Source organism: Streptomyces anthophorae, from assembly GCF_049310305.1.
Classification (GTDB): Bacteria; Actinomycetota; Actinomycetes; order Streptomycetales; family Streptomycetaceae; genus Streptomyces.
On the sequence record NZ_JBLWQQ010000001.1, the window covers coordinates 2,807,905 to 2,824,223 of the forward strand.

Sequence of the window (16,319 nt, forward strand, 5' to 3'; positions counted from 1 at the left end):
CGCGTGCGCTTCTCCTGCTACACACCGGACATCGACCCCGTGGAGGCCGCGGGCGACGAAGACGGTGCCGAAGCCGATTCCGCCCCGTGCATCCCGCCCGCCGTGTCTGCCTCGGCATCCTGATACGCCCCGTGCGCCTTCTTGGTCTTGGTCCCGAAGTCGTCCATCACCGACTCCAGGTGACGGACGACCTCCTTGAGGTACTCCCTCATCTCGGAGTGCGCCTTGGAGAGGTCCTCCGCCTCTTCGAAGCGGTGCCCTCCCACACTCCTGCCCAGCGCACCGGCAGGCAGGTACGTCCTGTGCTCTGTGTCCGTGTTCGCCTTGCCTAGGTCACCAATAACCGCGTTCAGCCTCTTGATGACGTTGTCGAGCGCACTCAGATCGACCTTGTACCCGTCACTGGCCATGCGCTTGACCCTCCCCGTTCATCCCGCTAGTCCCGTTCTTCCCGTTGGGGGCGATAAGTCCGGTCCCCTGTCACAAGCCTGTCCTTAGCCTATCGAACGGCACCCACACCCCGCTCGGTGCTACCCGTCACAACTCCGCGACAGGCGCGGCGGACAGGCTGCCTTATGGGGCATAAAGCGCGCAATCACCTCGCACGCGTGTCCCCTCGGCAGTGGAGACCCGAGAAACGCCCCGGTACGGTCTGCCTCCAAGTCCCACGGCGCGACCCCGCCAGGCACCACTCGGACCGCCTGCCTCACTCAACGCGTGCCCGTGCCCGCTGGCCGAACCATCCAACTGCCAGGGGGACTTGCACGACAGAACGCTCCGCAGGGAATGCGCGCGGCCCCACCCCAGGCCCATGCCTCGGCTCCGCGGTACTGACCCAGGTCGTACGCCGCGTACCGCAGGACCACGTGTCCTGTCCCCTTACACCCAGCCGCCGACGATCGGGTCGCGCTCGACCAGTTCGGCGATGCCCGCCCGCTGAGCCCTCTCAATCCGGGCCGGTTCGGCTTGGGCACGTGCCTGGGCGTACTTCTGCCAATTGGCGGGCTGCATGAACATCATGTCCTTGGCGCCAGGGACGATCATGACGCCGCCGAAGATCGGATCACCGGCGAACCAGGCGCCGCCGTCGTCGGCGCCCTCGGGCCAGCGTCGCATCGTCGTGGCGTTGACGGCCCGCATACGGGGCGCCCCGTGGCTGCCGCGGCTGGAGAGTTTGATCGTGTGAATGGTGCCGAGGTACTTCCACTCGGTCCCGGTCCCGTCCCCGTGCTTCCTCACCACTCGCGTTCGGTGTTCGAGCGGATAGGTGTGCAGGACTTTCTTGCACACGTTCAAGCGCCAGCCGTGTCTGAGTCGTAGCGCGAGGAACAGGAGGAGCCACATTCCCACCGGGATGGGCAGGGCCAGGAAGAAGGTGTTCGGCGCCCCCAATGAGAACAACACCGGTGGCAGTGCCATCAGAGCCAGACTCAAGGCGAGGCGTCGGATGATGTGTCGTGTCAGCAGCCAGGAAGTGTGCTTCAGGACCTGCGGGATGTCAGGGGTCTCCGGCTGATTCATCGTGTCCATGGGCTCCTCGGCCAAGTTGACTTTCACTCGGCAACCGCAGCGTCGCCCCATCAGGAAGGTCGAACACCAGCTGCGCGATCGGCCCCCGGATCCGCATCGCCGTCACCGCGTCCACGACCTGGAGGTTGTCGAAGTCGTAGCCGCCGCCCGTGACGAAGAACTGGCGTGGGAGCAGGCGTTCGGCCGGATCCAGGGCCCCGTTCGCCTTCTGGTACGCGTAGGCGAAGCTCGCCGTGCCGTTGACGTCGGGGTCGTCGAGGAGCCACTGGGCCCAGTCGTTCAGGCTGGTGCCGAGGTCGGTCAGTTCCGCGGATTCCGGGTCGAAGGTGACCACCTTCTCGCCCTCGACGATGCCGAACTGCGTGCCGCAGATGTCCTGGCCGAAACAGAGGACGTCGTCGGCGAGATCGTCGTAGGTGTCCTTCCACGTGTCCTCGGCGTTCCAGGTGAGGAGGTCGGGGCCGAGGCCCTCGTCGCCCGCGCGGAACACCTGGACGCCGGCGTTGAAGAGGAAGAAGCCGTTGATGGCGGAGAGGACCGTGCCGAGCTCGGCGAGGGGGCCGGTCTCCCTGCCGAGGTCCAGGTCGATCCCCGGGCCCATGGGGCCGCGGGCGCGGCTCATGAGGTGTTCCAGTGCCTCGTCGGACATTTCGAATCACTTCGCTTCCGGGCCGATGGGGCGGGTCAGAAAGTGCTCACGCACCCGGTCCGTGACGGCCGAGCGAAGCGTGGGCTGGAGGACGGGGCACGTCGGGACCGCGTCCCACTTCTTGTACGGGTGCCAGCGGCTGTGTGCGGCGAGCAACAGGGTTTCGCCGCGCTCAATGTCCCCCTGGTACGCGTACCAGCCCGCCAACCAGCAGCACTCGGCGTACCGGGGCGGTGTGTGCCCTTGCTGCACGAAGAGGTCGTGTGCGCGCGGGAAGTCGTTGGCGGTTCTGAGTGACATCCACACGACGTGCTGTTCGTCGGCGCCGAGCGTTTCGTAATCGCGCTCCACGAGGGGAGTACGGTGCTTGGCGCCCGACGGCGGAAGCGGTACGCCCCAAGGCTTGAACCCCGGCATCAGTTGTGCCAGAGGAGGCTGAGCCAGCTGCTCGGAAAGCCAGGACAGCCGTTGCTCCAGCACTCGCCCGGGCGGCAGTGTCTCCGCCACCGCGACAAGGCGGTCCGCGATGGCCTCCGGCGTGACGTTCGGTGCGGCCAGGAACGCGTCGTCGAACGGCATGTCCTGGTCGCACAGCTCGCCCCCGCCCGGGCCGTCCGTGCGGATCAACGACTCGGCCAGATCCGCGGCCTCTCCGAGGCGGTCCAGCCACTGAAGGATCTGGATCGCTGCGGCAGCCGCTTCCCAGACGGGGCCCCGCGCGCCACCGGGCCGGTGAGCGATCTCGAGCAGCTGCGGCAGTGCCTCCTGGAAGTGCCCTCCCCGGGCGTACGAGATCAGTTTCTCGGCAGAGTTCATGAGGCCCAGGCCCTTGTCGTTGTCGGCTCCTACGGTCCTACGCGAAGTAGGCCGCCGGCCTGGCGGGACCGCATCAGTACCAGTTCGGGCTCGGGCGTACGAAGCGCAGGTTCTGGTCGCCCTCGTTCTTTTCCGTCGAGGGGAGGCGGCCCTCGAGGCTGACGTTCTGGTACTCGTTGTTGTGCTGGGTGTACTTGATCTCGCCGTCCGGCATCACCGCCGTGACGATCGCCGCGTGGTGCGTGTTGCCCCTGTCCTCGGTGTCACCCGTGCCGGCCTGCTCGTAGTAGATGATGTCGCCCGGCTTCACTTCCGCCTGCGGGACCTCCGAACCGCCGTGCTCCAGCATGAAGTTCTGCTGGTTCTCGGCCGCGGCCCAACTGTCGGAGTAGGAGACGCGCTTGTCGATCGCGTCGATGCCGGTACGCGGGCCGGCCATCCAGGTGTCGTCGTCCGCGGGGCCCCAGAGGCTGGTCTTCTCCTTCATCCCGGCGTGCTGAAGGGCGTTGGAGACGAAATTGGCGCAGTTGTTGCCGAAGTCGGTGGGGTCGGCCTTGTTCCAGTTGGCGAGGGCGTACTCGACCATCTTCACGCGGTCGAACTTGCCGTCGGTGCCGCGCAGTTCCCGGCGTACGTCGGCGGGAATGCCGTCGAGGCCGGCGAGGGCGACGGGCTGGGCCAGCATCATGTCCTTGCGCTGCTCGGACGTGAGGCCGTTCCACCAGCGGCGGGCCGTCTCCCTGTCCTCGCCGACCGGGATGTCGGCGGCGAGCATCCGCATCTGGACGTGCGAGGCGAGCTCCTGGAGGTCGCCCAGCGCCTTGTCCGGGTCGCCGACACCGGTCTGTCCCGCCAGTTCGGCGAACTCGGCGGCCGCCAACTCATCGGCTGCGGTGACCTGTTGGACCGCCTGGTCGATCAGGTCCTGCACCTCGGACCTGTACGAGTCCGCTCCCTCGGCCCTCGCCGACGGGTCCGTGATCGTGCCGTCGGCGGCGATCTCCAGGCCGTGGCGCGCGGCGAGGTCCAGCGCGGCGTGCAGGGTGCTCTGCGCGGTCTCGATGGTCGTCGTCATGCCGTCGGCGACCATGTTGACCGCGAGCAGGATGTCGTACGCGGACTCGAGCTGGTTCGCGAGTTTCTCGAACTCGGCCGCCGCCGTGGCACCGACCTCGTCCGTCCAGTTGTCGGCGAGCGGCTTGGCGCCGTACTCGCGCAGGTCCTTCGCCGCGCCCAGGGCGTGCTTGGCGAGGGCGTGCCATTCGTCGGCCGCGGTGGCCCAGGTCTTCGGGTGGGCGCCTGCCACACCCTCGTACGCGACCATCGTCAGGCCCTCCCGAGGTCGGTCAGGCCGGCCCGCAGGCGGGACTCGGCCTCGACGTCCGCGCGGTCGTAACCGGCCGCGGAATCCCGCAGCTTCTCGCTCAGCTCGCCCATCCGCTTGGCGAGGGACACCATGTGTTCCTCCCACTTGTGCGCGCAGTCCCTCAGCTCGGCCGGGCTGCGCCAGCCGTGGCCGTGGTGGGAGGCGGCCACCTCGTCGCTGGTGTCGAGTGCGTGGCCGAGGCGCTTGGCCGTCTGGCGGGCCAGGGACTCGGTGTCATCGGCCGTGGCGCGTACGCGTGCGGCATTGATGTCGATGTCTGCCATGGGTGTGGGCAACTCCCCCGTTGTGAACCGCCGTCACCGGTCGCCGGTTCGAATCCGGCGATCATCGTACGGGCCCGCGGTTCAGCCCTCCTGTCCGCGCGACCGCCGCGTCCGCTCCCGGTGCCCCTTACGGTCCGGTGCGCCCAGGTGCCCGGACTCGCGTTCCGCCTCGCCGAGCCACAGTTGGGGAACGTACGACTGGATCGCCATGACGACCGCGTCGCGCGAGCCCGGCGGGACGGGGAGGCGGTAGCGCAGGCGGGGCAGGTTCGGGTGGAGGGGTGCCTCGTCGCGGACCAGGGGCCACAGGACCGGGTCGTCGCGGTCGATGGGGCCCGAGGGGCACAGCTCGATGGAGTAGACCTTCGTGCGGCCGAGCTTGCTCCAGTGCAGGCCGACGCCGGCGAGCGTGTGCCAGGGGACGACGCCGCGCACCTTGCCGTCGCTGACCCACAGGCCGGTCCGGTCGATGCTCACCGTCGAACGGCGCGACACCCAGGCGGAGATGAGGCTGGTGACGCTGACGAAGAGGATGAGCAGGCCCATCACGATGCCGACGACGCCCTTCGGGCTGGGTTCGGCGTCACGGAGGCCGACAGTGACCGCCACCCCGCCGAACAGCACGAGCAGCCCCACCGCCGTCAGCACGACACCGAGCGGCAGCGCCTTGGTCGCACTGCGCTGACCTGTGCGTATGACGGTTGCACCAGGTGCGGGGGCGTGGGCGTGAGGTGTCGACATGGGCAGGGAGTGTAGGGAACCTGTCGCGTCGGGCACCAGGGAGATCGGTGCCGTTTAGGCTCCGGGACATGACTTATGGCTCGGGAGTCGACGAAGAGCTGACGATGCCTCAGGCGCTCAAGGCGCGGTTCCGGGGCCAGGGACGCGAGCGGCTCGTGGTGGACCGCCGACGCGCGGCACGGCAGGCGCGTCGAGTCTCCGCGGGAGTCTCGGCCCTCGTCGCATTCGTAGCCATCGCCCTCACGGGCATCCGCCTCGCCCAGGGCAGCGACGCCGGGGTGTGGACGGTGCTGTACCTCGCGGGTGGGTTCGTGAGCGGGTGCGGGGTGGTGTTGGCACGCTTCGGGCGGACGCGGTGGGCGTTCGCGGCGATGTGTGCGGGGGCGGGGGTCGCCATGTTGGGGGACGGGCCGATGTTCGGCTGAGGCTTGAGGACTTTGCACCATAGGCAAACGCCCGACGTCGCGCGGCGCACCACGGGCCCACAGTCCCGCTCCCTTCGTCACCAAATCGCCAATGCCGCAAGAACCACCTCGCCCCATTTCAGCCAATTCTTGGAGTTGTCGCCGGGAAGATCCCCCACCGCGCCTTTCACTCTAAACCGGACAATCTCCCCATGGTTGGCCTATTGCCCTACGCGAGAAGATTGAAGGGCCGCCAACAAACGAGAAGAACTCATCCGTTCGGGCAAGAGTCCGACCCATCCCGGCGGGAGAGCGGCGCCACAAACCCAGGCCTGGCGGCATCACAGTCCACAGGCGACAGCCAGGGCCACCCTTCGCGCACCAGGACAGAGCCGCTAAGGTTAATGAGAAGGTAAAGTGACCTTGCCGGAGGGGAGTTGGCGTCGTGGCCGACGGCATGTACATCGACGAGTCGGAACTCAAGAAGCTGGGAAAGAGTTTCGAGGCATACGCATACGACCTTGAGAGCTACGTGAAGGAGTTCAGCTCCAAGACCGGAAGCGAACAGATTCACGATGGATTCGGCGTTCTCACGGAGTCCGAAGAAGTGACCTCCGCATATATCGAGTTGGCCGAGCACATGTCGAAGTCGCTCGGAAACCTCCATCGCCACTTGGACGACATCGGCGCAGGCATGCGGGACAACGCCAACAATACGGAATCTGCAGACGACGCCATGGCAGACCTGTTCAAGGGGAACGGCCAGTGAGCGACGAGGGCGTAGCCGAAAAGGTCTACGAGGCGGGCATTGAGATCATCAATCCTGGTGGTCGCCCAGATGTGTTGCGTGACGCTGCTCGTGGCTGGCGATCCATGAGCAAGCACCTCGAGAGCATGTTCTCCGAGCTCGACAAGCAGGTGGAGAACACTCTTGGTGATCACTGGCGAGGCGATTCCGCCGACGCCTTCAAGGCGCACTGGAGTGAGCTGACGAAGGCTGTCGACGACACCCTTCCGGTGTTCGAAGAGGCAGCCAAGGGGCTTGACGAAGCTGCGGATGCCATCGAAGAGATCAATGACGAGATCCACCAGATCTATCTGGAAATCGGTGTCTCGGTCGCCGCAGGTGTCGCGTTGTCCTTCGTAACTCTGGGGTTCGGTGCGGCCGCAGGCGCAGCCAACGCGGCCAGACTCGCCGCCCAGGCCGCCCGGGCGGCCACACGTCTCGGAACCATCCTGAGCAAGGTGGCCAAGGCATTCCGTGCAGTGCAGACTTTCGCCCGTGCAGGAAAGTGGCAGAGGTTCCTGGTGGAGATGGGTACGCAGTACGCGGGCGGGTTTGCCTCTGGAGTTGGGACCAGCATCGCCAGCGGCAAGGGACCCGAATGGCGGGACAACGCCATCAATGCCGGCTACGGCGCACTGGGTGGCGCCGGAGTGGGAGCTGCTATTGGTGGGCGCCTCGGTGGCGGGATCGTCGAGAGCACCGTTTCCGGCGGCCTCGGTGGAGCCGGGGCGAGCGTTGTGGGTGACCTGACCAACAACGCGATCAAAGGTGAGGACAATGACGCCACACAAATCACCATCGGTGCAGTCGCCGGCGGTCTCGGCGGCGCGGCAGGAGGCGCAGCCACCCATCACGCGGTCAACGTGCCGGGAGGTCTCAACGGCACTCGTGAACTCGGCATCGACGTAGGCATAAATGGTGCCGTCGGCCTGGGAGCCGGAGAATCCGGTAACGACGTCAAGGACGCGCAGGAAGATGCTGCGAAGTCAAACGAGAAGGGCGCGAACAGCGTGAAGGACAAGCCTGACACCGGGAAGTTCGGGGCGTTCGGATGAGCCCGATGAATACCGCGGCCGTTCGGATCGGCCGGTGGGTTTCTGCCGCCGGGATTGGCGCTCTTGTCGTCGTGACGGGCGGCTGGTTGTTTCTGGGGGCCGGGGCGGTCAGGACCGCGCTCACGTGGGCCGGGCTCGTCGTCCTCGTCGGATGTGTGGGGGCGGTCGCGGGGTCCGGTGGGCGAGTGTCTCGCGCGGAGGCGTACGGACTGGCCGTGGCGTCGGTTCAGGGGCCACGTGACAGCGGGGTGCCGGCGACGCTGCACGGGACACGTTGGACCTGGGCGCGGGTCACCGCGGTCGCGCTCGCCGTCGTGACCACAGCGGTGCTCGCCGCGTGCCTCGGTTTCGCTCAGCCCGAGCGTTCCGGGGCGGCCGCCGCCATCGCCGACGCCGACTACGTGATCGAGGAGTTGTCGATCGTCTCCGTCTCCAACGTGCAGGCTGCCGGGAGCAGTTCGCGGAGTTCGGCGATGGCCGACTACACCGTCAACCTGCCGTCGGCGGACGGCGGCAAGGCCACCCCGGCGACGTTCCGCGCGTACAGCGGCAAGGGTGTACGAGGCGTGGGAGACACCTACGAGGTGGCCTACGTGCCGGCGCAGCCCGGGCTCGGCGCGGTCGGTGACACCTCGGTCGACGCCGTCGAGGGACAGCTCACCGGGCATGCCCTGCCCTCCCGCAACATCCCGTTCGTCGCCGTCGCGTGGCTGATCGCGGTCGTCCTGGCGGTGGCGGTGGGAACCGGAGTCGCGGCGCGTCCTCGCGCCGCACGGCGCGTGGACGGTGACTGGGTCGCGCTGCGGACGGTCGTGACCGGGCAGGCGGAGCACGTGGAAGAAGCCGCGAGCAGCGGCGGCAAGCAGGCCAACAGCGGGAAGAGCACCAGTCGTTACGCGTGTCTGACGTTGCGGACCGAAGCTGGAGGAGACGTCCCGTTGGCGATCCCGGCGAAGTTGCAGACAGCGGCTCCCGTACTCACCGGCACCGAAGGCTGGCTCCTGTGGAACCCGCGCAGCGACGACAAGGCCAAGGTCACCGCGGACTTCGTGGCGGACGACGGGTGGCAGCTGCCCGGGCGGGTCCCCGGTGCGGTCGCGACCCGCGTCGCCGGGGGCACGGGAGCACGCGGAGCGTTCACCGCCGACGCCGGGCGCCGTACACGGCTCCTCGAACTCGGCGCCTTCTGGCCGCGCACGGTACCGATGGGGCTCGTGGTCGGACTGCTGGTCTCGACGGCCGCGGTGGGTGCGCTGCTCGTACCGGCGAACGGTGGCTGGCGGGTCTGGACAGCCCTCGTGGTGGTCCTCGCGCCGCTCGTCGGTCAACTCCTCGCGAAGGAGGTACGCGCTCCGGCGACGGCAATGGAGAGCTGACTCGCCGGCTGCCTCTCCATCACGGCCCCACCCGCGCCGCGAAGCCCCCGGCGTACGTGGGCACCGACGCCACCAGCGCGATCCACGAACCGTCGGTGAAGGCGAGCTCGAAGCGGCCACGCTGGACGAGGCCCTTCGGGTTCGCCCGGATCTCCGGCGACGGACGCCCGCAGCGCCTCCCATTGGGGTTCGTACACCCGCTTGAACTGCCACAGCTTCGCCCGGTCGGCGAGTACGAGGACCCGGCGGTCGGTCACGGCGAGCATGAGTGTCACAGCGGGCACGTACGCAGCGCTGTAGTGCGTCACCAGGAATTGTCCGGCCTGGCCGTCCCAGCCGCCGTGCAGGGCCTTGCCGTGTGCGGCCCGCATCAGGCCGTTGTCGATCGCCCGCTCGGTCGACTCCATGGCGTTCTCGAAGCGGCCCATGGGCTTCGGCTCGCTCGGCCGCAGGAAATCCTGCACAGGTCCGGGAAGCCGAGACTTGATCCGGCGCTCGAGATCGGACTCCCGCGGCGGCGGGCGTAGCCACAACGGCCGGTCCGGTACCCCCGGCGCCAGGTCGCACTCGCAGGCGGCGATCAACTCTTCGCCCGGTTCCAGGCGCGGTTCGACCTCGCTTCGGTACTCCGGCTTCATCGAGTGGCCCCCGTACATGCCACCGGGGGCGGCCGGTGCAAGTGCACCCGCCGCCCCCGGTCACGTATGGCTACGCGTCAGGCGTTACGCCTCGCGCGTCACGCATTACGACCAGACGCTGGTGTTCCGGCTCTCGGTCGCCTGGTAGTTCTGGGCGGCCGTGTCGAGCGCGCGGGCGATCGACTCGAGCGTCGAGTGGAGGGACGCGGCGCGCTGGTCCCACTCCTGCTGCTTGGCCTGGTAGCCCTCCTGGGCCGAACCTTCCCAGGTCGAAGCGATGCGCTTGACGCCGGCCTCGAGGTCGTCGAGCTGCTGGCGGACGTTGCTGGCCGTGGACTTGACGTCCTGCGAAGCCTGGGAAATGGTCTGGAAATTGACCAGAACCTGACCGGACATGATGTCTCCCCCGGGGGATGTTGGACGGAAAGGTGAAGAAGGATTACGACGGTGGCGCGCTGCCCGCTGTCGGCTCCTCGCGGCGCCTGATCAGCGGACGGGGCGGCTCATCCGAAGGGAGAGGCCTCCGCGCCCGAGGCGACGTGCGAGATCGACGAGGCCTGCTCGTCCTCGGACGTCTGGTAGTTCTGGGCGGTCGCGTCGATCGCTTCCTTGATCTCGTTCAGCACGCGGTTGAGGGCGGTGGCGTCCTCGTTCACCTGGTTCTGCAGGTTGTTGTACGCAGTGGCCGCCTGGCCCTTCCAGCCAGAGGTGATCGAGTCGACCACCGTCTGCAGTCGCTGGATCTCACCCTGGATGGACTCGTTCACCTGGGAGATACGGCCGCTGAACGCGACCATCTCCTCGTGCGTCACATTAAATTGACCGGCCATGGCCACTAGCCCCCATGAGAATTCGACAACGGTCCCCGCGCCGCTCGACTCCGGAAGGAAACTGGGGCGCGGGTGGCACTTCTCGATAGTGCCGCGACAGTACTTTAGCCACAACTGACACGGTCACCCAAGGCGGTTCCCAGGTGACCGGCCGTGCCGTGACAGGATCCACACAATGTCACGGATCAACGCGGGGCCACACCGCTCTCACAGGCCCCTTACGTCCGTTACATCGGTTACGACAGTTACGGCGGTTACGACGCATACGCCGTATACACCGGTTACGTCACCCGAAGACTGATCTGGCGCGGGCGTCCTCGGAGGTACGTCCGGGGCTCGGCTCGTCGGCCGCCGGCTGCTCCCCTCTCAGGCGTCCGAGCCCACCCTGAGCCGCGTCCTCTAGCCTCCCGGTCGCACCCTCGACCGCGCCGTCCACCGCGCCCTGGGCGGCCTCGCCCGGCGACGAGACCATCGACCTCGGGTCCAGTGCCTCCGTGACGGCCTCCCCCGCACCCGGCAGGCTCTCGGCCGTGCTGTCGACGATGCCCTGGGCCGCCGCCCCGGCACCCTGGCCCACGCCCTCACCCGTCGCGTGGACACCCTCGCCGATGCCCTCACCGACCGCGCCGAGCCCCGCGCTCGCGGCACCTCCGACCAGCCGACCGGCAGGTCCGAACCGCCCCGCGGCCTCGTCGATGGCGCCCGCGGCACCGTTGACGCTCTCCGAGGCGAAGGTGCCCGCGCCCACCACGGCCGCCTCGCCCCACTTCATGCCGTCCTGCGCACCGAAGTGGTTCTGCACGCCCTGCTGGAGGAGGTTCTGCCCGGCCGCCTTGCCCGCCTCGACGGCCGCCTCCTTCACGACGTCGAGGACGATCTCCTTGACCGACTGCACCGCCTCCTGCTCGACGGCCTGCGTCACCTGCTGGATGAGCTTCTGCTTCAGCTCGTCGAGGATGCGGCGCACGATGAGCCGGGTCGCCTGGGTGGCTCCGGCCGCGCCGATCTCCGAGAGACCGAACGTCACCGGTGCCGCCGCCTGCGCCGCCGCGATCTCGAAGGCCAGCGCGATGAGCTGCGCGATCACCGCGATCTTGCTGGCCACGACGATGAGGGCGACCGCGTCGAGCGCGAAGGCGAGGATCTCGGCGGCCATCGCGGCGTCGTCGAGGTAGCCGCCTCCGGCGCCGCCCGAGAACTTCTTCCACGCGTCCTCGAAACCCTGGGCCGCGTCTCCGGAGTTCGATCCGAGTACGGCGCTCGCGGCACTCGCACCGCCGTTCTGCGTGTCCCGCACGGCCGTGGCGAACTGGCGCCATGCCTCGGCCGCTTCGTGGATCTTGTCCTCGTCGGCGTCGGGCCAGCTGTAGCCGAGCAGGTCAAGAACCCATGCGACCTCGTCGGGCAGGGTCAGAGCCATGCCGTGTCACTCCCCCGTGGTTCGTGTGTTGGTGGTACGTGTGTGTGGCGGCGCGACACGTGAATGCGGCGCGTGCATACGCCCGGCGGTCAGAACTGCATGCCCAGACCCGGGCGGCTCGACTGCTGCCCGATCATGATCTGGGCCTGGTCGTCCTCGGTCACCTCGTACTGGGTGGCCATCACCTTCAGGTTGCCGCCGATCTTGTCGAGCTCGTCGGCGAGGTGCTCCATCGAGGTGTTCATGCCTTCGCGGACCGGCTCGTAGATGTCGTTGAAGGTCCCGATGATGTCCTCGCCCCAGTCCCCCTCGGCGCTCTCGAGGGCGTCCTTGAGCTCCTTGGTCGCGGCCTTGAAGGACTTGCCCAACTCGCTGAAGGTGGCTGCCTGTTCCTTGAGCACCGCCGGGTCGACGTCGAAGCTGCCTGAGCCGAAACCTGCCATGTGCTCCCCCATGAATGTGCGTGCGTGTCGCGCAAGTAGGGCCCGGTGGCACGCAGTTGGTGCGCGCGACGCCCCGGTCCCCCGGACGTAGATGTCCGACAACGCGACCTTAGTGATCCCGACACACATCACTCGCCGCAAAGCGCCGGTCTTCACCGCCTCCACGCACGATTGCCATGTACCTGCGGTAGCGTTCCGCAACCGTCCACAACCGCATCCGTGAGGAGCGGGCAGGGGCGTACCGCGAGTACCGCGATCCATTCGGCACAGGGGGAATCACCCGAAAGATGTCCCACTACCAACAGCAGCCCAACCCGGGTGGGCATCAGGCCCCACAGCCCTATCCGCACGCGTACCCGCCGCCGCCCAACGGCCCGTACCAGCAGCAGCCCGCGCCCGGTCCGTACCCACCGCAGGGCCCGGGTCCGTACCCGCCGCAGGGCCCGGCGCCGTACCAGCAACAGCCGCCCGGCGCCTACCCGCCGCCGCAGGCGCCCGCCCCCGTGCCGCCGAAGCACCAGGTCCCTTTCATGGCGCGCCTCATCGGCGTCGGCATCATGCTCGTCACGCTCATCGCCGCCGGCATCTTCGCCTGGCAGGCCACGTACGCCGCCGGGCTGCGCGGTTCGCACGGCGAGTTCACGGTGTCCCAGTGCTCGACGCAGACCGTCAGCTACCGCTCGCACGGCAAGCACCGCACGCGCGAAGAGGTGAAGTGCCAGGGGACGTTCACCGCGGACGGCGGCAAGGGCGACGACCCCAACGCCTTCCTCGAACCCGCGTCCTCGCACCCCGCGGGGTCGAAGATCTCGGTGACGCAGACCGACTCCGCCTCGACGCTGGAGAGCCGTCAGTACTCGTACGTCGAGGCCAACGCCTGGAACGCCGGGCTGATGTTCACCTTCGCCTTCGGGATGCTGATCGGCACCGCCCTGGGCGCCTTCGCGACCGTGAGCGGTTACACCGGAACGCGCAGCCGGGTGTCGTTCGGCACCGCGTGGCGCTCCACGGCGGGCGGCGCGACGCGGCCGATCCTCTTCGGACTTGCCGGGGTCGGGGCGCTGGGTGTGGTGGTGTCGCTGTTGCTGGGGCTCGCGCTGTAGCCCTCGCTCGTCCGGACCTCAGCGATACAGGAGCGACACGACCGCGCCCCATACGGCGATGAGCACACCGGCGCCTGCGACCCCGCAGAGGATCGGGCGCACCGGCCCCCAGCCGCCAAGACCGCGCCACGCCTGTGCCAGGCCGATGCGTCCGTACGACGGGTCAGGGCGCCGGTTCGTATAGCTGGGGCGCGGCGAGTAGCCGGTGAGGGCGGCGAACAGGCCGCAGGTCACGGCGACCACCCCGGCCCCGACGAGGAAGAGGCCGCGGGACAGCTCGCTCGGTTCAAGGCCGTCGGTGGGGTACGCGAAGTACCCGTCCGGCTCCTTGTAGGCGTCCACTCGGTCGCCCGGTTCGGCGCGGCCGATCCGCTCCATCGATACGCCGGTCGCCGTCTCCCCGCCGACCTTGCTCTCGAACGTGCCCTTGCACATGTAGTGGTCGTCAGCCAGGCGGCACGACTGGACGCGGAGCGTGCCGGGGGTTGCCGACACGGTCACATGCCCATCGAGGGCGCCGGCCCCGGCGATCCCGAAGAAGAGCCCCATCAGGATGACGAAGGTACCGAGCAACCAGCCGCCCAGGTGCCGAAGGACGTAGGCGCTGCGTGACGCGAAGCGGTCCCGCAGGTCGTCGCCTTGCAGCGTCATGTCACGCACCCCCCGCCAGCCAGCTACCGACGAACAGCACCGGGCACAGCACCGTCACGACGACGAGGATCGGCAGCGCCGGACCACGCTCGTGCCGCAGGACGTGCCACGCCTCCTCCAGGGTGACCCGGCCGAAACGGCGTTCACGTTCGCGCCAGACACCGATGAAGGGTCCGTAGTGGAGAGCCGGCCGTGGCTGGTAGCCGGTCAGCAGGAAGAAGGCTCCGACGAGCCACAGCAGGTCCGTGAGACCGAGCCAGAACAGGGCCCGGGACAGCTTGCCCGTGGTGAGTTCGCCGTCGGCCGTGGCCGTGTAGCCGTCGTCCGTCTTGAACGCGGGGATCGCGGCGCTCGGGATGGCATCGCGGCTCCACGTCATGGTGGCGCCGCCGGTCCGCTCACCGGTCTTGTCGTCCCCGAAGGTGCCGGCGCAGGTGTACTCGGCGCCCGCGGGCTCGCACGACCGCACCACGAGCGACCCCGGCCGCGCCGAGACCGACACATGCCCGTCGAGATACCCGACACCCGCCCAGGCCGTGGCGCAGCCGATGGCCACGATGCCGACACCGACGATCCAGCCGAACATGCGCCGGAAGATGTAATCGCGCCGAGCCACGTACTGCTCGGCGGCCCCCGTGGATGTCACGTGCGTGCCTGCTCTCAACGAATCCTGCGGTCGGGCCCGGGGGCGTTCTTCGGGTCCTCGTCCGGGTCGTACTCCCGGACCTTCTGCCGCTCCTGCGGAGACATGTTCCGCCACTGCTCCCGCATCCCGGACAGCCCCTCACCCAGGGCACGATGCCCGGACGGCGAGTCCAGCACATCCTTCAACTCCATACGCCCACCGAGGAGTTGACGCGCGAGATCCTGCAGAGCGGGCGGCGCGTCCTTCATGTCACGCACCTTGCGAAGCGACGCAGTGAGGTGCTCGTTCTGCTCTTCGGTGAGGTTCTTGTCCTCGATCGGGTACTCGCGCTCGCCGAGGGCGTCGTAACCATTGCTCTTGTCAGGGGTCATGGGATGGGATCTCCTCCTACGGGAACGGTGATGGGTCGCGGGTGGGGCGGGCGGTCAGCCGAACGCGGCGCGCACGTCCGCAGCAGCCTGCGAGCCGCCGGAAGCACTACCGTCTCCCGAGGTACCGTCGGCTCCGGCGGTGCCTCCCGACTCCGCAGCAGTGGGCTCACCCGAACCGCGGTCACCGGACGAACCCGCCGGCTCCGAACCGCCGCTGCCGCCCGACGATCCGCCTTCGGGAGTGCCGCCGCCCTGATCTGCCGTGCCGGGCGTGGAATCTCCGGAACTCCCGGACGTCCCTGACGACGCCGACGGCTTCTCCGTGGCGTTGTTGAAGAGCTCCCCAGCCCCCTGCACGGCAGTTCGCAGCCCACCCGGATCACCCGAGTCCGCGGCCGCCAGGCCTTGAACGACCTTTCCGCCGGCCTTGGCCTCGAAGTCGTAACCGGTGCCCTCGTCGTTCACCTCGACCTCGCCGGCCACCTTGCCCATGGCCGGGTTGACCACGGAGGCACCAAACCCCAGAGCGGACTCCGCCAAGCTGCCCTGTGCGCCGAACCCCACCTTGATGCTCTGCGTCGCCGCCTCCGACGCGACGGACTTCAGAGTGTCCTTGGCCAGGTCCTCAAGGATGGTCTTCGCCTCCTTGACGACCCGCTCCTTGAGTGCGTCCTGGATCGCCTGCCAGACCTTCTGCGCCGCCTCCTTGAGCAGGCGCCCCACGAGCTGCCTGATCATGACGACTCGGGCCGCGAACGCCGCTTCGGAAGCCCCGAGGGTCTCGATCGCGGCCGCTTGCGCGATGGCGAACTCGATGGCCAGATCGATGAGTTGGACGATGATGGCGATCTTCATCTCGGCCACGATGGCGGCACATGTCGTGAGCGCTCCGGCCAGCGCCCCCGAGGAAACGCTGATCACATCGAGGTAACCGACCCCGAGTGCGGCGTTGGCGAACTTTCCCCACTCATCGGAAAACGCCTCGACTGCCTTGCCCGAGAAATTCTCGGCCGGTCGAGCGGCCATGCCGCCCTGCGACTGCGCGTCGGCCGCGGCCTGTCCGAGCTGGAGCCACTCGTTGGCCGCCTCGACCATCTTGATCTCATTCAGGTTCGGCCAGTCGAACCCGAGAAGGTCCAGGACGAAGTCCAGTTCAGGCGGCAGTACGGTGATCTCGTCCAAAGCCACGGGGTTGCTCCTCAGCGGTAC

General features: G+C 68.3%; 21 protein-coding genes. 5 read left to right on the forward strand and 16 right to left on the reverse strand.

From position 1 onward, the window contains the following. Window positions 1-17: 17 nt before the first annotated feature. The 7 genes from ACNYS0_RS12430 to ACNYS0_RS12460 all read right to left on the reverse strand — a co-directional run bounded on the left by ACNYS0_RS12430 (window position 18) and on the right by ACNYS0_RS12460 (window position 5,386). The gene (locus ACNYS0_RS12430) at window positions 18-410 is read right to left on the reverse strand and encodes a hypothetical protein (RefSeq protein ID WP_422473243.1); all 393 of its coding nucleotides are present in this window, start codon (window positions 408-410) and stop codon (window positions 18-20) included. Between the two features lie 469 nt (window positions 411-879). Then, complete coding sequence (locus ACNYS0_RS12435) at window positions 880-1,521, reverse strand: hypothetical protein (protein ID WP_422473245.1); 642 nt, start codon at window positions 1,519-1,521, stop codon at window positions 880-882. Beyond that, complete coding sequence (locus tag ACNYS0_RS12440) at window positions 1,499-2,179, reverse strand: SMI1/KNR4 family protein (RefSeq protein ID WP_422473247.1); 681 nt, start codon at window positions 2,177-2,179, stop codon at window positions 1,499-1,501. The genes ACNYS0_RS12435 and ACNYS0_RS12440 overlap by 23 nt, the downstream gene beginning before the upstream one ends. Window positions 2,180-2,185: 6 nt before the next feature. After that, window positions 2,186-2,995: a hypothetical protein gene (locus tag ACNYS0_RS12445; RefSeq protein ID WP_422473249.1), complete on the reverse strand. Its 810-nt coding sequence runs from the start codon at window positions 2,993-2,995 to the stop codon at window positions 2,186-2,188. Window positions 2,996-3,068: 73 nt separating this feature from the next. Next, entirely contained in the window at window positions 3,069-4,319 is a 1,251-nt protein-coding gene (locus ACNYS0_RS12450) for an amidase domain-containing protein (RefSeq protein ID WP_422473250.1), read from the reverse strand. Between the two features lie 2 nt (window positions 4,320-4,321). Continuing rightward, a complete protein-coding gene (locus tag ACNYS0_RS12455) occupies window positions 4,322-4,645 on the reverse strand; it encodes a type VII secretion target (protein ID WP_422473252.1) in 324 nt (107 codons plus the stop codon). An 81-nt stretch (window positions 4,646-4,726) separates the two neighbouring features. After that, on the reverse strand, window positions 4,727-5,386 hold the full coding sequence (locus ACNYS0_RS12460; RefSeq protein ID WP_422473254.1) for a hypothetical protein: 660 nt from the start codon (window positions 5,384-5,386) through the stop codon (window positions 4,727-4,729). A 68-nt stretch (window positions 5,387-5,454) separates the two neighbouring features. On the opposite strand from ACNYS0_RS12460, the gene ACNYS0_RS12465 reads away from it, so the two are divergent. The 4 genes from ACNYS0_RS12465 to ACNYS0_RS12480 all read left to right on the forward strand — a co-directional run bounded on the left by ACNYS0_RS12465 (window position 5,455) and on the right by ACNYS0_RS12480 (window position 9,008). Then, the gene (locus ACNYS0_RS12465; protein ID WP_422473256.1) at window positions 5,455-5,811 is read left to right on the forward strand and encodes a hypothetical protein; all 357 of its coding nucleotides are present in this window, start codon (window positions 5,455-5,457) and stop codon (window positions 5,809-5,811) included. A 424-nt stretch (window positions 5,812-6,235) separates the two neighbouring features. Continuing rightward, window positions 6,236-6,559, forward strand: a complete 324-nt coding sequence (locus ACNYS0_RS12470; protein WP_422473258.1) for a hypothetical protein — start codon at window positions 6,236-6,238, stop codon at window positions 6,557-6,559. Further along, entirely contained in the window at window positions 6,556-7,632 is a 1,077-nt protein-coding gene (locus ACNYS0_RS12475) for a WXG100 family type VII secretion target (protein WP_422473260.1), read from the forward strand. Before ACNYS0_RS12470 ends, ACNYS0_RS12475 begins: the two co-directional genes overlap by 4 nt. Window positions 7,633-7,847: 215 nt before the next feature. Further along, on the forward strand, window positions 7,848-9,008 hold the full coding sequence (locus ACNYS0_RS12480) for a hypothetical protein (protein ID WP_422473262.1): 1,161 nt from the start codon (window positions 7,848-7,850) through the stop codon (window positions 9,006-9,008). On the opposite strand, the gene ACNYS0_RS12485 is transcribed toward ACNYS0_RS12480, so the two are convergent. From ACNYS0_RS12485 to ACNYS0_RS12505, 5 genes are all read right to left on the reverse strand, one after another. Beyond that, window positions 8,957-9,646 (reverse strand): hypothetical protein, encoded by a 690-nt coding sequence (locus ACNYS0_RS12485; RefSeq protein ID WP_422473264.1) that lies wholly within the window; start codon window positions 9,644-9,646, stop codon window positions 8,957-8,959. The genes ACNYS0_RS12480 and ACNYS0_RS12485 overlap by 52 nt on opposite strands. 105 nt (window positions 9,647-9,751) lie before the next feature. Further along, window positions 9,752-10,042: a WXG100 family type VII secretion target gene (locus ACNYS0_RS12490; RefSeq protein ID WP_422410395.1), complete on the reverse strand. Its 291-nt coding sequence runs from the start codon at window positions 10,040-10,042 to the stop codon at window positions 9,752-9,754. A 107-nt stretch (window positions 10,043-10,149) separates the two neighbouring features. Beyond that, window positions 10,150-10,476: a WXG100 family type VII secretion target gene (locus tag ACNYS0_RS12495; protein WP_356389436.1), complete on the reverse strand. Its 327-nt coding sequence runs from the start codon at window positions 10,474-10,476 to the stop codon at window positions 10,150-10,152. Between the two features lie 286 nt (window positions 10,477-10,762). Then, window positions 10,763-11,896 (reverse strand): WXG100-like domain-containing protein, encoded by a 1,134-nt coding sequence (locus ACNYS0_RS12500; RefSeq protein ID WP_422473266.1) that lies wholly within the window; start codon window positions 11,894-11,896, stop codon window positions 10,763-10,765. 89 nt (window positions 11,897-11,985) lie between these two features. Beyond that, window positions 11,986-12,339 carry a WXG100 family type VII secretion target gene (locus ACNYS0_RS12505; RefSeq protein WP_422473268.1) on the reverse strand — a complete coding sequence of 118 codons (354 nt, stop codon included), beginning with the start codon at window positions 12,337-12,339 and terminating at the stop codon, window positions 11,986-11,988. 287 nt (window positions 12,340-12,626) lie between these two features. Between ACNYS0_RS12505 and ACNYS0_RS12510 the strand changes: the two genes are divergently transcribed. After that, window positions 12,627-13,442: a hypothetical protein gene (locus tag ACNYS0_RS12510; RefSeq protein ID WP_422473270.1), complete on the forward strand. Its 816-nt coding sequence runs from the start codon at window positions 12,627-12,629 to the stop codon at window positions 13,440-13,442. 18 nt (window positions 13,443-13,460) lie between these two features. Here the strand turns inward: ACNYS0_RS12510 and ACNYS0_RS12515 are convergent, their stop codons facing one another. From ACNYS0_RS12515 to ACNYS0_RS12530, 4 genes are read right to left on the reverse strand one after another with little or no spacing between them, the layout of a single operon-like run. Further along, entirely contained in the window at window positions 13,461-14,093 is a 633-nt protein-coding gene (locus tag ACNYS0_RS12515) for a hypothetical protein (protein ID WP_422473272.1), read from the reverse strand. Window position 14,094: 1 nt separating this feature from the next. Beyond that, window positions 14,095-14,739 carry a hypothetical protein gene (locus tag ACNYS0_RS12520; RefSeq protein ID WP_422473274.1) on the reverse strand — a complete coding sequence of 215 codons (645 nt, stop codon included), beginning with the start codon at window positions 14,737-14,739 and terminating at the stop codon, window positions 14,095-14,097. A gap of 14 nt (window positions 14,740-14,753) precedes the next feature. Continuing rightward, entirely contained in the window at window positions 14,754-15,110 is a 357-nt protein-coding gene (locus ACNYS0_RS12525; protein WP_422473276.1) for a hypothetical protein, read from the reverse strand. A gap of 54 nt (window positions 15,111-15,164) precedes the next feature. Continuing rightward, a complete protein-coding gene (locus tag ACNYS0_RS12530; RefSeq protein ID WP_422473278.1) occupies window positions 15,165-16,298 on the reverse strand; it encodes a WXG100-like domain-containing protein in 1,134 nt (377 codons plus the stop codon). Between the last annotated feature and the right edge of the window lie 21 nt (window positions 16,299-16,319).

Bases quoted from the DNA above. Each gene is read 5' to 3' on its own strand.
- ACNYS0_RS12430 (WP_422473243.1), bottom strand. From the start codon at position 410: ATGGCCAGTGACGGGTACAAGGTCGATCTGAGTGCGCTCGACAACGTC.
- ACNYS0_RS12435 (WP_422473245.1), bottom strand. From the start codon at position 1,521: ATGAATCAGCCGGAGACCCCTGACATCCCGCAGGTCCTGAAGCACACT.
- ACNYS0_RS12440 (WP_422473247.1), bottom strand. From the start codon at position 2,179: ATGTCCGACGAGGCACTGGAACACCTCATGAGCCGCGCCCGCGGCCCC.
- ACNYS0_RS12445 (WP_422473249.1), bottom strand. From the start codon at position 2,995: ATGAACTCTGCCGAGAAACTGATCTCGTACGCCCGGGGAGGGCACTTC.
- ACNYS0_RS12450 (WP_422473250.1), bottom strand. From the start codon at position 4,319: ATGGTCGCGTACGAGGGTGTGGCAGGCGCCCACCCGAAGACCTGGGCC.
- ACNYS0_RS12455 (WP_422473252.1), bottom strand. From the start codon at position 4,645: ATGGCAGACATCGACATCAATGCCGCACGCGTACGCGCCACGGCCGAT.
- ACNYS0_RS12460 (WP_422473254.1), bottom strand. From the start codon at position 5,386: ATGTCGACACCTCACGCCCACGCCCCCGCACCTGGTGCAACCGTCATA.
- ACNYS0_RS12465 (WP_422473256.1), top strand. From the start codon at position 5,455: ATGACTTATGGCTCGGGAGTCGACGAAGAGCTGACGATGCCTCAGGCG.
- ACNYS0_RS12485 (WP_422473264.1), bottom strand. From the start codon at position 9,646: ATGAAGCCGGAGTACCGAAGCGAGGTCGAACCGCGCCTGGAACCGGGC.
- ACNYS0_RS12490 (WP_422410395.1), bottom strand. From the start codon at position 10,042: ATGTCCGGTCAGGTTCTGGTCAATTTCCAGACCATTTCCCAGGCTTCG.
- ACNYS0_RS12495 (WP_356389436.1), bottom strand. From the start codon at position 10,476: ATGGCCGGTCAATTTAATGTGACGCACGAGGAGATGGTCGCGTTCAGC.
- ACNYS0_RS12500 (WP_422473266.1), bottom strand. From the start codon at position 11,896: ATGGCTCTGACCCTGCCCGACGAGGTCGCATGGGTTCTTGACCTGCTC.
- ACNYS0_RS12505 (WP_422473268.1), bottom strand. From the start codon at position 12,339: ATGGCAGGTTTCGGCTCAGGCAGCTTCGACGTCGACCCGGCGGTGCTC.
- ACNYS0_RS12510 (WP_422473270.1), top strand. From the start codon at position 12,627: ATGTCCCACTACCAACAGCAGCCCAACCCGGGTGGGCATCAGGCCCCA.
- ACNYS0_RS12515 (WP_422473272.1), bottom strand. From the start codon at position 14,093: ATGACGCTGCAAGGCGACGACCTGCGGGACCGCTTCGCGTCACGCAGC.
- ACNYS0_RS12525 (WP_422473276.1), bottom strand. From the start codon at position 15,110: ATGACCCCTGACAAGAGCAATGGTTACGACGCCCTCGGCGAGCGCGAG.